The sequence below is a fragment of the Thalassobaculum litoreum DSM 18839 genome (assembly GCF_900102465.1).
GTDB classification, from domain to species: domain Bacteria; phylum Pseudomonadota; class Alphaproteobacteria; order Thalassobaculales; family Thalassobaculaceae; genus Thalassobaculum; species Thalassobaculum litoreum.
In genome coordinates this window covers 179,367-194,455 of the sequence record NZ_FNBW01000003.1, presented here as the reverse complement: position 1 = coordinate 194,455, position 15,089 = coordinate 179,367, and the positions used below count along the sequence as shown (strand labels likewise).

Sequence of the window (15,089 nt, the reverse complement as noted above, 5' to 3'; positions counted from 1 at the left end):
GCGTTCCGTGTGCCTGGACCGAGCGACCGATCATGGCACCATGACATTGGGCCGAATGGTGCTACCGGCAGGGCCAAACAGGGCGCAGGATCGCCGTCAACAAGACAATGGAGGCATTCCATGCCCGACGGCCAGGCTTCGATCACGAAACCGAGTGTGTGCCCGCTCGACTGCCCGGACACCTGCAGCCTCGACGTCACCGTCGAGGGCGGCAAGGTCACCGGCGTGCGCGGCTCCACCGCCAACCCGCTCACCGAGGGCGTGGTCTGCAACAAGGTCTCGCGCTACTACCCGCACTTCGTCCATGGCGAGGGACGGCTGACCCATCCGCTGAAGCGGGTCGGCAGGCGCGGCGAGGACAGGTTCGAGCGGATCTCCTGGGACGAGGCGCTGGACCTGGTCCATGACGGCCTGACCAGGGCGATCGACGCCCATGGCCCGCAATCGGTGGTGCCGCTGGCCTATGCCGGGCCGCATGGGATGCTGGCCGGCGGATCCATGGACTTCCGGTTCTTCCACCAGATGGGCGCCACCCTGCTCGACCGCGGGCCGATGTGCGGCGGGGTGAAGGGCGAGGCCTTCGTCTCGATCTACGGCGCGATGCCCGGTACCCCGCCGGAGCAGGGCGTCGGGGCCGAGCTGATCATCGTGTGGTCGAACAACGTCACCGTCTCCAACCTGCACTTCATCCGTACCATCAACCGGGCCAAGGCGGCGGGGGCCAAGATCGTCGTGGTCGATCCCAAGCGGATCAAGGCGGCCGACCAGGCCGACATGCATGTGGCGATCCGGCCGGGCACCGACGTGGTGCTGGCCTTCGCGCTGGCCGCCGAACTGGAGCGGATCGGCGCCTTCGATCAGGCCTTCATCGAGCGCTGGGCGTCCGGCGCCGAGGAGTTCATGGAAGCCGCGCGCGCGTGGACCGTCGAGCGTGCCGCCGAGACCTGCGGCATCCCGGAGGAGCAGATCCGCACGCTGGCCGCCTGGTACGCCGAGGCGAGCCCGGCGCTGATCGGCATGGGCAACGGCATGGAGCGCAACCAGAACGGCGGCAATTCCGTGCGCGCCGTCGCCGCCCTGCCGGTGCTCTGCGGCAAGTGGGGCGTGCGCGGCGGCGGGGTGATCGCCAAGGTCGGCGCCGCCGTGCCGAAGACCGTGGCGAAGCTGCAGCGCACCGACCTGATCCCCGAAGGCACCCGGCGCATGAACATCATGGACGTGCCGGCCAACATGCTGCGCGACGACCTGGACCCGAAGGTGGCGGCCGTCTTCGTCTACAACCACAACCCGATCGCCGTGTTCCCGGACCAGGCGCAGGTGATGCAGGCGTTCAGCCGCGAGGACATCTTCGTCGTCGGCTGCGAGGTGCAGATGACCGACAGCATGCGCTACTGCGACGTGATCCTCCCGGCCTGCAGCCATTTCGAGCATGCCGACATCTTCCCGGCCTACGGTCAGACCTATCTGCAGCGGGCCGATCCGGTGATCGCCCCGGTGGGCGAGGCGCTGCCGAATACGGAGATCTTCCGCCGGCTGGCCGCCCGGTTCGGCTACACCGACCCGTGTTTCGCCGCCACCGATGTCGAACTGATGGACGAGGCGATCGACGGTGCCGACCCGCGCCTCGGCGGGCTGCGGCCGAGCGAGCTGCCGGTCGACCGGGCGCTGAACATGACCGCCGACGGGGCGCAGGAGATCGTGCCCTTCGCCACCGTGTTCCCGAAGAACGCCTCGGGTAAGGCCGAGCTCGCCTCCGACTGGATGGCGCAGGCGCGCGGCTTCCGGGTCCCCGCCTACCGGCCGGTGGAGAGTACCTATCCGCTCGCCCTGATCACCCCGTCCTCCTCCCACCGCACCAACGCGACCTTCGGCGGCCACGCGGCGAGCGACGGCGTGCAGGCGCTGGAGATCAACCCGGCGGACGCGGCGGCACGCGGGATCGAGGAGGGCGACCGGGTGCGGGTGCATAACGACCTGGGCGAGACGGTGCTGCGCGCAGTGCTCACCGACGCGGTACGTCCCGGCACGGTGTTCTCCGCCAAGGGCACCTGGATGCGCACCAGCGACACCGGCCTGACGGTCAACGCCCTGCTGCCGACCCACAAGGCGGATCTCTGCGAAGGCGCGTGCTTCAACGACGCCCGGGTCGAGGTGTCGAAGGTTTAGGGGGGCACCTCATCCCCCATCCCTGACACTCCCCGGCCTCGTGCCGGGGCCCATGGGTGGGCGTGCCCGGGCATCCGCACGCCGCTCTCGACCGCCGACACTGCCTCGCCCAGCGGACAGCCCATCTGCATCTTCCCGGCCTTGCGCCGGGACCGGGGGTGCTGCCATTCCCGGGGAGACGGAATTGGAGAGAGAGAGGGACGGTGGGCGGGTGTCCGTCCTCGCCTGCGGATCCCTCCGCTTACCCCTTCTTGTCACGGCCCCGTCTCCCCGGGAATGGCAGCACAGTCGCGCCGCGCCCATCCGCCAGCGGTGCCGGCCGCTGCGCCAGCGCGGTCAGGATCAGGCCCACCTTCCCCATGGCGTTGCGATACGGCAGGTGGGTCGCCATCAGGTCGCCGTGGCGGATCTGCACGATGCCCGGGGGGATCAGCCGGCCGGCCCCGGCATAGCCCGCCCCGATCCAGGACAGCGTGGTCCCCGGTTCGGCCCATTCCGGGTAGAGCCCAAGCAGGTCGCCGCCCAGCAGGGCGCGGGTGATCGCGCCCGCATACTCGATCCGGTACGACCCGCGCAGGGGATCGAGATAGGCGAGCAGCAGACTCGGCATGATCTCGCACAGGTCGGCCAGGAACAGCTCGTCCGCATCGGGCAGATCGGCCCCCGCCCGCTGGTCGTCCCAGTAGCGGCGCAGGTCGTCGAACCATTCCGGCCCGGCCAGCGCCCACCGCTCCTCTCCCGAACCGCCGAATCCCAGGGTCATGCCGGTCTCCTCCCCCAAGCGGGTCCGGACATCGCCGCCGGCCCCATGGAACGGCGGAGCTATGGAAGGCCGGGGCCGGTTTCCCGCGCGGCGAGGCTGTATGGCTGAAACCGAGGGGTGTTTGACATTGCGGACAGAGCCCCGCCACCGCACCCTGACCCCATGACACACGCCGTCCCGCCCTGCGTCGCTCTGCTCGCCGTCCCCGGTTGCCAGCTTCTGGACGTCGCCGGCCCGTTCGAGCTGTTCGCCTCGGCCGTGCGCGCCGGCTCGCCCGCGCCGGCCTATCGCGTGGTGCTGGTCGCCCCGGAGGCACGGCGGGTGACGACCGAGGCCGGGCTGGGCCTGGAGGCGCACGAGACCCTCGCCAGTCTGGACCCGGCGAGCGTCGATACCCTGATCGTCGCGGGCGGCCCCGGGTCCCGCCTGACCCCGGTGACCGGAGACCTGCGGGACTGGGTCGTCGCCACCGCCGCGGCCTGCCGCCGGGTCGCCACGGTCTGCACCGGCGCCTTCCTGCTGGCGCGCACCGGCCTGCTGGACGGGCGCACGGTCACCACCCACTGGCAGCATGCCGAGACCCTGGCCGACCGGCACCCGGCCCTGCGGGTCGAGCCGGACCGGATCTACGTGGAGGACGGCAAGTTCTGGAGTTCCGCCGGTGTGACGGCCGGCATGGATCTGGCCCTGGCGATGATCGCCCGCGACCTCGGCCGCGAGGAGGCCCTGCGGATCGCCCGCTCCAAGGTCATGGCGATGCAGCGCAGCGGCGGTCAGCGCCAGTACAGCAGCGAACTCGCCCTGCAATCGGCGGCCGACGACCGGCTGGCCTCCCTGCAGGCCTGGATGTTCGACCATCTGGACGACCGGCTGTCGGTGGAGGACCTGGCGGCCCGCGCCGGCATGTCCCCGCGCACCTTCGCCCGCCGCTTCCGCGAGGCGGTGGGCGAAACTCCGGCCGCCTTCGTCGAGCGCGCCCGCCTGGACGCCGCCCGACGCCGACTGGAACGGCCCGGCACGGCGGTGGAGCAGGTGGCGTTGCAGACCGGCTTCGTGAACGCCGAGCGCATGCGGCGCAGCTTCCAGCGCGCCTTCGGCGTCTCGCCCGCCGAGTACCGCCGCCAGTTCGGCAGCCCCGCTTCCGCCTGACAGAGGAGATGATGATGCGCGTCGGTTTTCTGATGTTCGACGATCTGGAGGAACTGGACATGGTCGGCCCGTGGGAGGTCTGGACCATGGCCGGTCACCTGAAACCGGAGATCGAGTGCGTGACGATCGGCCCGACGGACGCCCCGGTGCGGTGCGCCAAGGGCATGCGGGTCTGCCCGGACCACACGATGGAGGCCTGCCCGCCGCTGGACGTGCTGGTGGTGCCGGGCGGCCAGGGCACGCGGCGGGAGGTGAACAACGCCGAGCTGCTCGCCTGGATCGCCAAGGCGGCGCAGGGTTGCACCTGGGTGACCTCGGTGTGCACCGGCTCGATGCTGCTGGCCGCCGCCGGCCCGGCCAGGGGCAAGCGGATCACTACCCATTGGCGGGCGGTCGACCTGGTGCGCGGCCGCGGCGAGGCGGCGGAGGTACTGGACGACGTGCGCTATGTGCGCGACGGCAACGTGGTCAGTTCGGCCGGCGTGTCGGCCGGCATCGACATGGCGCTGTGGCTGATCGGCGAGATCTGGGAGCCGGCCTTCGCCCGCCAGGTCCAGCGCAACATGGAATACGACCCCGCCCCGCCGCATCAGGGGGCGGTGTAGCGGCTCACCACCTGCTCCGTCTCCCCGGCCCTGAGCCGGGGTCTAGGAAAAGTGTGTGTTGGAGCGCCACCTGGAAACGCTCCGTCACGCGGACCCCTGGGTCCCGGGGCAAGCCCGGGAAGACGGCAGGAAGGCGAGACGGCGACCTCGCTTATTCCGCCGCGCCGATGGCCAGGAACTTGTCGCGGCGTTCGGCGCGCAGCTCGCCGCCGTCGCGACCGACCAGCTCGCCGAGATTCCGGTCGATCGCCGCTCCCAGCGCGTCCAGCGCCGGGGCCGGCTCGCGGTGGGCGCCGCCCAGCGGCTCCTTCACGATACCGTCGATCACCCCGAGCTTCTCCAGATCCTGCGCCGTCATCTTCAGCGCCTCGGCGGCGTCCTTGGCGTGCTCGCCCGAGCGCCACAGGATCGAGGCGCAGCCCTCCGGCGAGATCACCGAATAGATCGCGTGCTCCAGCATCAGCACCCGGTTGCCGGCGGCCAGCGCCACCGCGCCGCCGGACCCGCCCTCGCCCAGGATGGTGGCGATCAGCGGCACCCGCACGGCGAGGCAGGTCTCGATCGCCCGGGCGATGGCCTCGGCCTGGCCGCGGGCCTCGGCATCGACACCGGGATAGGCGCCGGCGGTGTCGACGAAGGTCAGGATCGGCATCTTGAAGCGGTCGGCGAATTCCATCAGGCGGCGCGCTTTGCGGTACCCTTCCGGGCGGGCCATGCCGAAATTGCGGCGCACGCGCTCCTCGGTGGTGGCGCCCTTCTCGGTGCCGATGACGACGACCGAGCGGCCCTTGAACCGGCCCACGCCGCCGACGATGGCCGGGTCGTCGGCGAACGACCGGTCGCCGGCCAGCGGCACGTACTCGTCGATCAGATGGTCGATCGCTGCCTGGGCATGCGGGCGCTCGGGATGACGGGCGACCTGTACCTTCTGCCAGGGCGACAGCTTCTGGTAGGTGGTCCGGAGCTGGCGCTCGACCTTGGCCTCCAGTTTCGAGACCTCCTCGGCGATGTTCAGGTCGCCGTCGCTCGACAGATGGCGAAGCTCTTCGATCTTGCCTTCCAGGTCGGCAATCGGTTTTTCGAAATCGAGGAACTGATGCATGCGGGAAATCTACTCCGTTTGCGGCGGCGCACCATACCGATGCCGCCCGTTCCCCTCAAGCGCAGCCCGATGCGGTACCGGGGGCGGGCTCAGCGCTGTGCCCCGGGATGGGCCAGGGGATGATGTGTCTCGACCAGGGCCCGAAGGCGCTCGGTCAATACATGGGTATAGATCTGCGTTGTGGAAATATCGGCATGGCCGAGCATCTGCTGCACGCTGCGCAGATCGGCCCCGTGATCGAGCAGATGGGTGGCGAAGGCGTGGCGCAGAACGTGGGGCGAGACGCGCTTGCGGTCGATGCCGGCCTCCAGCGCCACCTCGTCCAGCAACTGGCCGAAGCGCCGGCGGGTCAGGTGCCCTTCGGCCGAGCGCGAGGGAAACAGAAAAGGCGAGGACCTGCCCGTCATGAACACGCCGCGCACCGGCTTGTAGTCGGCGATGGCGGCCATGGAGGCGTCGGTCAGCGGCACCATGCGCTCCTTGTCCCCCTTGCCGCGCACCAGCAGGACGCGGGGATCGCGGGCGACCGCGGCGAAGGGCAGGCCGACCAGCTCCGACACCCGCAGGCCGGTGGCATAGAGGATCTCCAGCAGGCAGACCAGGCGCAGGCCCTCCGGTCCGTCCATGTCCCGGGCGGTGTCCAGCAGGGCGTCGACCTCGGTCTCCGAGAGGATCTTCGGCAGCGGCCGGCCCTGGCGCGGCGCGTCCAGCACGGTGGTCGGGTCGTCGGTGCGGTGCCCGTCGCTGTACAGGAAGCGATAGTACTGGCGCAGGGCCGACAGGCGGCGGGCGGCGGTACGCGGCGCCATGCCGGCGCGCTCCAGCCCGTCGAGATAGCCGCGCAGGTCGTCGCTGTCGGCGCCCGACAGGACCCGCTTGCGCCCGCTCAGCCAGCCGGCCGCGTCGGCCAGGTCGCGCCGGTAGGCGTCCAGGGTGTTGCGGGACACGCCACGCTCGGCGACCAGCATCTCCAGGAAGGCCTCGACGGTGAAATCGGGGGTCCGGTCTTTCGGGGAAGCCGCCGGCTCGAGCATCTCAGAGGCCGTGGGCCAGGGCGGCTTCGGTGGCCAGACGCCGGGCCTCCGGCTCCAGACCGACGGCGACCAGGGCGCGCACGATGTCGGCCAGGGCGGGAATGGCGATCTCCCCCAGGGGCGTCTCGCCCGGCGCGGCGACGCTGAGCATGACCGTCTCGCCCAGCCGCCGGCTGTCGGCCGCCGCCCGGATCGCGAAGGCGAAGGCGGTCTCCGGCACGGCGCGGATATCGATCGCCGGGGTCGAGACCAGCCCACGCCAAGCGTCGCTGCCGACCGGATCGCCGAGCGCCGCCATGAGGGCCAGGGCGGCCGAGCCACGCAGGGTGGCCTGCTGCGGGTCGATGGAGCGCAGATGCGCCCACCAGCGCGCGACGGACGCGTCGTCGAACGCCACCGCCGGATCGCCGCCGGCCAGGCGCACCGCCGCCCAGAGCCGCAGCCATGCGGCCGACGCCTCGCCTGTACCGGAGGCCTCCAGCCGCCGCAGCCGCTCCAGCCAGGGGCGGGCGGCGCGGAACTGGTCCGCCGCCATCAGGCCGCGCACCGCATCCTCGGCGAACCAGTCCACGTCGGAACCGGGGTCGAGCGCGACCAGGAACGGCGCGAACAGCCGCACCGTCTGGCGCCAGGTCTCGTCGTCCTCGGCCATGGCCATGGCCTTGGCGATCGCCTGGGCACGGGCACCCGGCGCGGTCTGCGCCTCGGTCGCGCGCCACAGGATCGCCCGGCTCAACGGCCCGGGATCGGCCTCGGCGGCGGCGATCGCCGCGTCCATCGACCCGGCGGAAACCGACACCTCGTCATACAGGTCCGTGACCTCCCGCGACGCGAGGGCGCCGGCGCGCTCCGCCTTCTCCGCCGCTTCCAGCCGCTGGGCGAAGGGGACGTTGGCGGCCCCGCGGGCCAGCGCCACCAGGACGGGCAGGGAATTGATCTCCGAGACGGTCGGCTCGATCTTCAGCCCCGCGACCCGGGCCAGGGCCAGATGCACCGGTCCCGCTCCGCCCATCCGGAACGGCGTGCCGGTCTGCCCGGTCGTGGCGGCCTGGACCAGCGCGGCGAACAGTTCGTCGTCGTCACCCAGCTCAGACAGCAGCCGGGCGCTGAAATCGACCTTGGCGTCGCGTCCGGCCCGGGCATCGCAGACGGCGGCGACCTTGATCCAGAACGTGTCGGTCGCCGTTGCGGTCAGCTGGCCGTAGAGATCGCAGGCGCGCTCGTCCTCCCCGCGCGCGAAGGCCGCCTCGGTCAGCGGCCGGCTCATCTCCTGCGAAACCCGGTCGGCCGGAATGCGCTCGGCGAGAACGGCAAGATCGTCGATCGCCCCCATGGCCAGAAGCCGCTCCGCCCGGAGCTGCAGCAGCGCGCCTTCCGGCGAAACGTCCCGAGGCGCCGCACCGGAACTCAGCAGCGCACGCCGCGCGAGATCGCGCAGCGCCCGGCTGTCGGGCGCGGCGGGCAGCAGCGACACCAGCCGCAGGGCGATCTCGCCCGGGGTGCCGGTCCAGAAATCGGCGCTCAGGCCGCCCAGGGCGGGCGTCAGCGTGCCGGTCGCGTCGACCGTCAGCCGCTGCAGCGGGTCGATGGTGATCGAGCCGTCGACCGTGGTGCGGGTCCGAGGCGCCGCGGGGGCCTGCTGAAAGGTCGGCACCACCGGTGCGGTAGCGGCAGGGGGCTGGGTGGCGGCGGGGGGGCCGCCGAAAGCAGGAGGTTCCGGCTGGGTCCCGGTCGCCGGCGGCGGCCCGATCTGGATCGGCGCCCCGATCTGCGCGACGGCCCGATACGGCGTCAGCGCGGCAAGGCAGGCACCGGCAACCAGACCGACACGCAGCCAGGTCAGAACCGCGTGCGGGTGGCTAACGCGGGAACCGATCATTCGGGATCACCTTCTCGACCGGCGCCGTCGGCGCCGGTATGTCCCATGTCAACAGGAACACCGCGCCTCCGGCGAGGATCAGAACAATAAGGAAGAGCACAAACAGAGTAAAACGCATGGCCAAGGCCCGGTCGCCGGAATCGATACAGAACGACCCCGCCTCGCCCGGCGCAGGAAGGCGCGCCGTCAGTCGGCTGGCAGGTGTCGCGACGCATATGCTACGGTTCTAACTAAGGCGCGACGGTGGCACTTTAACCGGTGGCGCATGGCACGCGCAAACGAACCCACGGGATCCGGCCATGTCCGGGACATTGATCATGGCGGCTCGTCCGACCACACAGCCGGCATTGACCGAATCGCAGGCCGAGAGCGTCGCGGAACCCGCTCCGTCGCCCCCGCTCGCCCAGCCCCTGCTTGCACGGCCCCTGGTCCTGGTCGGCCTGATGGGCGCGGGCAAGAGCAGCATCGGCCGGCGGCTGGCCCATCGGCTCGGCGTGGCCTTCGCCGATGCCGACACCGAGATCGAGAAGGCGGCCGGCCGGACCATCCCGGAAATCTTCGAGGCCTTCGGCGAGGAGGAGTTCCGCAACGGCGAACGCCGGGTCATCCGCCGTCTGATCGAGAGCGGCGGCCCTCGGGTGCTGGCCACCGGCGGCGGCGCCTTCATGGCGGACGACACCCGCGCACTGATCAAGGCGGAGTCGATGTCGCTGTGGCTGAAGGCGGATTTCGAGACGCTCTTCGAACGGGTGTCCAAGCGCTCCAACCGGCCGCTGCTGAAGACCGCCGACCCCAAGGCCACCCTGCGCGACCTCATGCGGAAGCGCTATCCGGTCTATGCCGAAGCCGATCTCGTCGTGGAAACGCAGCGGGTCCCGATTGAGGAGACGGTCGATAAGGTCTATCACGCCGTGCTCGACCATCTGGGGCGCGAGGCCGCGCAGCACCAATGACGTCCCTCAACGACGGAAGACACATGAACGACATCGCAGTGGGCGACATCGAGACCGTCGCGGTCGATCTCGCGGACCGGCGGTATGACATCCGGGTCGGCGCCGGCCTGATCGGCGCGGCCGACCGGGAGCTGGCGGATCTGATCGACGGGCGCCACCTGGTCGTCATCGCCGACGAGGGGCTGGTCGGCGCGCCTCTGGGCGCGCTGGACGCGGCCCTGAAGGCCTCGACCGCCCGGCGGGTCGACACGCTCACCACCCCGGCGGGCGAGTCCGGCAAGACCTTCGTCCAGTATCAGGATCTCTGCGAACGCGCCCTTGCCCTGGGGATCGACCGGCGCACGCTGATCGTCGCCTTCGGCGGCGGCGTGGTCGGCGACCTCGCCGGGTTCGTGGCGGCCAGCCTGCTGCGCGGTCTCGACTTCATCCAGATCCCGACCACCCTGCTCGCCCAGGTCGACAGCTCGGTCGGCGGCAAGACCGGCATCAACACCCGCCACGGCAAGAATCTGGTCGGCGCCTTCCACCAGCCGCGCCGGGTGCTGATCGACACGACGGTGCTCGACAGCCTGCCGGAGCGCGAGCTGCTGGCAGGCTATGCCGAAGTGGCGAAATACGGCGCGCTGGGCGACCGCGGCTTCTTCGAGTGGCTGGAGCAGCACGGCAAGGCGGTGATCGCCGGCGACCCGGACGCCCGCCGCCACGCCATCGTCGCCTCCTGCCGGGCCAAGGCCGAGGTTGTGGCCGGCGACGAGCGGGAACAGGCCGGCGGTCGGCGCGCCCTGCTCAATCTCGGCCACACCTTCGGGCATGCGTTGGAGGCCATGGCCGGTTATGACGGCTCGCTGCTGCATGGCGAGGCGGTGGCGGTCGGCATGGTGCTGGCGGCCCGTCTGTCGGTCCGGATCGGCGCCTGCAGCGGGCAGGACGCCGAACGGCTGACCCGTCACCTCGACGCCGTCGGCCTGCGCACGGAGTTGGACGCGCTCGATCCGACCCGCAGCTGGACCGCCGACGCCCTGCTGGCGCACATGACCAAGGACAAGAAGGCACGCGACGGCCGGATCGTCTTCGTACTGCTCGACGCGCTCGGCGAGGCCCGGGTGCGCGACGACATCGACCCGGCGCAGGCCCGCGCCCTTCTCACCCGGCAGCAGGCGGCCTGAGCCGGCCATGGATCTTCCGACGACGTTCGACATCGACATCGACATCGGGACGGCGATCACCCTGGGGGTGATCCTGCTCCTCATCATCATGTCCGGGTTCTTCTCCGGCTCCGAGACCGCGCTGACCGCCGCCAGCAAGGCGCGGCTGAGCCAGCTCGCCCGCAAGGGCAGCGGCCCGGCCGCCACGGTGGTCGCGCTGAAGGAGAAGAGCGACAGCCTGATCGGCGCCATCCTGATCGGCAACAACATCGCCAACATCCTGGCCTCCGCGCTCGCGACCAGCGCGATGATCGCGCTCATGGGCGAGAACGGCGTGGCCGTGGCCACGGTGGTGATGACCGTGCTGGTGGTGATCTTCGCCGAGGTCCTGCCCAAGACCTACGCGATCAACAATCCGGACAAGATGGCCCTTGTGGTCGGTCCGCTGATCCGCGCCCTGGTCTTCATCCTCACCCCCTTCACCTGGGCCACCCGGGTCATCGTCGGCGCCACGCTGAAACTGTTCGGCGTCTCCGTCGCCGCCGGTCTCGGCCATGACGAGCGGGAAGAGGAACTGCGCGGCCTGATCGAGATGCACGCCGATGGCGGCGAGGAGGTCGAGCACGAGCGCGCCATGCTGCGCAGCATCCTCGACCTGGCCGATGTGGAGGTCGAGGAGATCATGACCCACCGGGGCTCGGTGCGGATGATCGACGCCGACGCCCCGATCGACGAGCTGCTGGCCCAGGTGCTCGAGAGCCCGTTCACCCGCCTGCCGCTGTACCGCGAGGACCAGGACAACATCGTCGGCGTGCTGCACGTCAAGGCGCTGCTGCGGGCGATCCGCGCCGCCAAGGGCATGACGCCGGAGGCCTTCGACGTCATGGCGATCGCCGCCGAGCCCTGGTTCATTCCCGACACCACCACCCTGCTCGACCAGCTCCAGGCATTCCGCGAGCGGCGCGAGCACTTCGCCGTGGTGGTCGACGAATACGGCAGCTTCATGGGCGTGGTGACCCTGGAGGACATCCTGGAGGAGATCGTCGGCGACATCCTGGACGAGCACGACGTCGCCGTCTCCGGCGTGCGGCCGCAGCCCGACGGCTCCTACGTGGTCGAGGGGTCGGTGACGATCCGCGACCTGAACCGCGAGTTCGAATGGGACCTGCCGGACGAAGAGGCCTCCACCATCGCCGGGCTCGTGCTATATGAATCCCGCAAGATCCCCGAAGTCGGGCAGGAATTCTCCTTCCACGGCTTCCGCTTCCGGATCCTGCGGCGGCATCGCAACCAGATGACCCTGTTGCGGATGACCCCGATCACCGAGCCGAGCGGCGGCTGACCGCCTCGGCGCTCCTTCTTCCGCTGCGACGAGAGATTTCCATGCCGCTGAGCCCTCCCGTAGAGCGCGAACCCGTCCATGACCGCACCATCGTCTGCAAGGGCTGGCGGCGCAGCGACGGGCTGTGGGACATCGAAGGCCATCTGGTCGACACCAAGAGCTACGCCTTCCCCAACGAGTTCCGCGGCACCGTGGAGCCGGGTCAGGCGATCCACGACATGTGGCTGCGCCTGACCATCGACGCGGACATGACGGTGCACGGTGCGGAGGCCTCCACGGACGCGAGCCCGTTCCCGATCTGCCCGTCGATCACCCCGAACTTCAAGCGGCTGGAGGGCCTGTCGATCGGCGCCGGCTGGCGCAAGCAGGTGCGCGAGCGGCTCGGCGGGGTGGAGGGCTGCACCCATCTGGTCGAGCTGCTCGGCCCGCTGGCGACGGTGGCCTATCAGACGATCTTCGGCGAGAAGTCCCGCATGCAGCGCGAAGCCGAGGCCAGGGGCGAGGCGCCGAAGAAGACCGACGGTTCCGGCCGCCCCCCGCGCCTGCTCAACACCTGCCACGCATTCGCCGACACGGGTCCCGTGGTGGAAAAGATGTGGCCGCAATGGCACCGGCCGAAGGCGGAGGCGGAGGCGGGGGAGTAACCCGGCTCTTTACTCCACGCCCGTCATCCAGCGAGCTCCGGGCCTGACCCGGAGGTCGGCCGGGACCCTGGGAACGGGCGGCAGTGCGGGGTCCCGGCCCGCCCCCGGATCAAGTCCGGGACCGTCCGGGATGACGGATAGGGAAAGATGGAGCTACCGCCCGACGAAGCTCGGCTTCTCCTTCGCCAGGAACGCCTTGTACCCGCGCTGGAAGTCCTCGGTGTCGAAGGCGTCGTAGCCCTCGTCGATTTCCGCCGGCGAGAGCGGAGACGGGTCGGTGAGGCGGTAGACGAACTTCTTGTGCCAGCGCGCGGTCAGCGGCGCACCCTCCGCGATCTTCGCCGCCCATTCATAGGCCGCGGCCTCGACCTCCGCGTCCGGCACCACCTTGTTGACGATGCCGTAATGGTAGGCCTTGTCGGCGTTCAGCAGGTCGCCCACCAGCAGGATCTCCAGCATGGCGGTGGCGCCGTATTTCTTCACCTGAAACTCCAGCTCCTCCGCCGACTCCACCAGGCCCAGGCGCTTGACCGGCACACCGAAGCGGCTGCTCTCGCCGCAGATCCGCAGGTCGCACAGGGCCGCGAGCCCGAAGCCGCCGCCGACGCACAGCCCCTCGATCAGGGCGATGGTCGGATGCCGGCACGAGACCACCGCATGGCCGGACGGGTTCGACGTCTTGGCGTAGTCGATGGCCGCCTTCTTGTCCTTGCGCACGCTCTCGAACTCGGAGATGTCGGCCCCGGCGGAGAACGCCTTGCCGCCGGCGCCGCGGATCACCACGCAACGCAACTCCTCGTCGGCGTCCAGCGCGGTGAAGACCTTGCCCAGCGCGCCGAACACCTCGAGGTTCATGGCGTTGTGCTTGGACGCCCGGTTGATCGTCACCGTGGCGATGCGGTCCTCCACATGGACCAGCACATCCTCGGTCCCGCTCAGATCGCTGGTCCCCTTAACCTCGCTCATTCGGCTGCCTCCTGGTTGGGCAAAGTGCCGAGCAGGACCGCGCCCGTCTCGGCCAATCTGGCGATCTCCTCGGCGTCGTATCCGAGTTCCTCGAGCACCCCGGCCGTGTGCTGGCCGAACAGCGGCGAGGGCGTGGCGACCTTACCTGGCGTGCTCTCGAACTTGATCGGCAGGCCGATGGTCTGGACCGTGCCCGCCACGGGATGCTCGGTGGTCGGCACCATCTCGCGGGCGATGGTCTGCGGGTCCTGGTGCATCTCCAGCACGTCGAAGATCGGGCCGGCCGGGATGCCGCGGGCCTCGAACTCGGCCAGCCAGGCGTCGCTGGTCTTCGTCTCGAAGCGGGCGTTCAGTTCCGCCTCCAGGTCCTTCAGGTTGGCCATGCGGTCGCCGTTGCTGCGGAAACGCGGGTCGTCGGCGAGTTGCGGCGCGCCGATCATGTCCAGCATGCCGGTCCAGAACGCTCCGGTATTGGCGGCGATGTTGATGTAGCCGTCGGCGGTCTTCACCGCCTGATAGGGCGCGTTCAGCGGATGGGCCGAACCCATGGCGCGGGGTGCGACGCCGGTGGCGAAGGCGATGGCCGACTGCCAGTAGGTATGGGTGATCCCGGCTTCCATCAGCGAGGTGTCCAGGCGCTGGCCCTCGCCGGTCTTCAGCCGGTGGGAATAGGCGGCGCAGACGCCGAGCGCCAGCAGCAGGCCGGCGGTGATGTCGCAGACCGGGGCGCCGACCTTCACCGGCGGGCCGTCCGGCCGCTCGCCGGTGATGCTCATCAGCCCGCTCATGCCCTGGGCGACCAGGTCGAAGCCGCCGCGCTTGGCATAGGGGCCGGTACGCCCGAAGCCGGAAATGGACGCGTAGATCAGACCGGGGTTGATCGCCTTCAGATCCTCGTAGCCGAGGCCGAGCCGCTCCAGCACGCCGGGCCGGAAGTTCTCGGTCAGCACGTCGGCCTTGGCGACGAGCCTGCGCAGGATCTCCGCGCCTTCCTCGGTCTTCAGGTCGAGGACCACCCCGCGCTTGTTGCGGTTCATCATCATGAAGGCGGCGGCCTCGCCGTTGATCTCCGGCGGCAGGTTGCGCCGCGTGTCGTCGCCGCCCTTGATCTTCTCCACCTTGATCACGTCGGCGCCCATATCGGCGAGCATCAGCCCGCAGGTCGGCCCCGCCATGTGGTGGCACAGCTCGATCACCGTCATGCCCTGCAGCGGGCCGAACCCCCGGTTCGCCATTCGATCCTCCCGGTTTTCGCGTCTTGTTCTTGGTTGAGGACATTTCCCCACGGGGAAGCGCCGTCGGTCAAGGTGGCGAGCGCGGAAGGGGCGCCCACACTCCCCC

13 protein-coding genes are annotated in these 15,089 nt (G+C 70.3%); 7 read left to right on the top strand and 6 right to left on the bottom strand.

What is annotated here, in order from left to right; translation table 11 throughout:
• Positions 1-120 precede the first annotated feature (120 nt).
• Positions 121-2,166 (top strand): molybdopterin-containing oxidoreductase family protein, encoded by a 2,046-nt coding sequence (locus BLS34_RS06090; protein ID WP_093148945.1) that lies wholly within the window; start codon positions 121-123, stop codon positions 2,164-2,166.
• Between the two features lie 241 nt (positions 2,167-2,407).
• Here the strand turns inward: BLS34_RS06090 and BLS34_RS06085 are convergent, their stop codons facing one another.
• Positions 2,408-2,929, bottom strand: a complete 522-nt coding sequence (locus BLS34_RS06085; protein WP_093148944.1) for a hypothetical protein — start codon at positions 2,927-2,929, stop codon at positions 2,408-2,410.
• 162 nt (positions 2,930-3,091) lie between these two features.
• On the opposite strand from BLS34_RS06085, the gene BLS34_RS06080 reads away from it, so the two are divergent.
• Both BLS34_RS06080 and BLS34_RS06075 read left to right on the top strand, forming a co-directional pair.
• Positions 3,092-4,078 carry a GlxA family transcriptional regulator gene (locus tag BLS34_RS06080; RefSeq protein WP_093148942.1) on the top strand — a complete coding sequence of 329 codons (987 nt, stop codon included), beginning with the start codon at positions 3,092-3,094 and terminating at the stop codon, positions 4,076-4,078.
• A gap of 14 nt (positions 4,079-4,092) precedes the next feature.
• A complete protein-coding gene (locus BLS34_RS06075) occupies positions 4,093-4,683 on the top strand; it encodes a DJ-1/PfpI family protein (protein WP_211228960.1) in 591 nt (196 codons plus the stop codon).
• A 151-nt stretch (positions 4,684-4,834) separates the two neighbouring features.
• On the opposite strand, the gene BLS34_RS06070 is transcribed toward BLS34_RS06075, so the two are convergent.
• The 3 genes from BLS34_RS06070 to BLS34_RS06060 all read right to left on the bottom strand — a co-directional run bounded on the left by BLS34_RS06070 (position 4,835) and on the right by BLS34_RS06060 (position 8,698).
• On the bottom strand, positions 4,835-5,785 hold the full coding sequence (locus BLS34_RS06070; protein WP_028795556.1) for an acetyl-CoA carboxylase carboxyltransferase subunit alpha: 951 nt from the start codon (positions 5,783-5,785) through the stop codon (positions 4,835-4,837).
• Between the two features lie 89 nt (positions 5,786-5,874).
• On the bottom strand, positions 5,875-6,819 hold the full coding sequence (xerD, locus tag BLS34_RS06065) for a site-specific tyrosine recombinase XerD (RefSeq protein WP_093148940.1): 945 nt from the start codon (positions 6,817-6,819) through the stop codon (positions 5,875-5,877).
• Position 6,820: 1 nt separating this feature from the next.
• Positions 6,821-8,698, bottom strand: coding sequence for a hypothetical protein (locus tag BLS34_RS06060; protein ID WP_093148938.1), 1,878 nt, complete (start codon positions 8,696-8,698; stop codon positions 6,821-6,823).
• A 317-nt stretch (positions 8,699-9,015) separates the two neighbouring features.
• Here BLS34_RS06060 and BLS34_RS06055 point away from each other — a divergent pair, with 317 nt between their 5' ends.
• Genes BLS34_RS06055 through BLS34_RS06040 form a run of 4 tightly spaced genes read left to right on the top strand, consistent with a single transcriptional unit; the run spans position 9,016 to position 12,782 of the window.
• Positions 9,016-9,651 (top strand): shikimate kinase, encoded by a 636-nt coding sequence (locus BLS34_RS06055; RefSeq protein ID WP_028795559.1) that lies wholly within the window; start codon positions 9,016-9,018, stop codon positions 9,649-9,651.
• A 23-nt stretch (positions 9,652-9,674) separates the two neighbouring features.
• A complete protein-coding gene (gene aroB / locus BLS34_RS06050; protein WP_245701925.1) occupies positions 9,675-10,817 on the top strand; it encodes a 3-dehydroquinate synthase in 1,143 nt (380 codons plus the stop codon).
• A 7-nt stretch (positions 10,818-10,824) separates the two neighbouring features.
• Positions 10,825-12,138, top strand: a complete 1,314-nt coding sequence (locus BLS34_RS06045) for an HlyC/CorC family transporter (RefSeq protein WP_093148932.1) — start codon at positions 10,825-10,827, stop codon at positions 12,136-12,138.
• 41 nt (positions 12,139-12,179) lie between these two features.
• Positions 12,180-12,782, top strand: a complete 603-nt coding sequence (locus BLS34_RS06040) for a DUF2889 domain-containing protein (RefSeq protein WP_093148930.1) — start codon at positions 12,180-12,182, stop codon at positions 12,780-12,782.
• A 153-nt stretch (positions 12,783-12,935) separates the two neighbouring features.
• On the opposite strand, the gene BLS34_RS06035 is transcribed toward BLS34_RS06040, so the two are convergent.
• Both BLS34_RS06035 and BLS34_RS06030 read right to left on the bottom strand, forming a co-directional pair.
• Positions 12,936-13,748: an enoyl-CoA hydratase/isomerase family protein gene (locus BLS34_RS06035; protein ID WP_093148928.1), complete on the bottom strand. Its 813-nt coding sequence runs from the start codon at positions 13,746-13,748 to the stop codon at positions 12,936-12,938.
• Positions 13,745-14,983, bottom strand: coding sequence for a CaiB/BaiF CoA transferase family protein (locus tag BLS34_RS06030; RefSeq protein WP_028795564.1), 1,239 nt, complete (start codon positions 14,981-14,983; stop codon positions 13,745-13,747). The genes BLS34_RS06035 and BLS34_RS06030 overlap by 4 nt, the downstream gene beginning before the upstream one ends.
• Positions 14,984-15,089 lie beyond the last annotated feature (106 nt).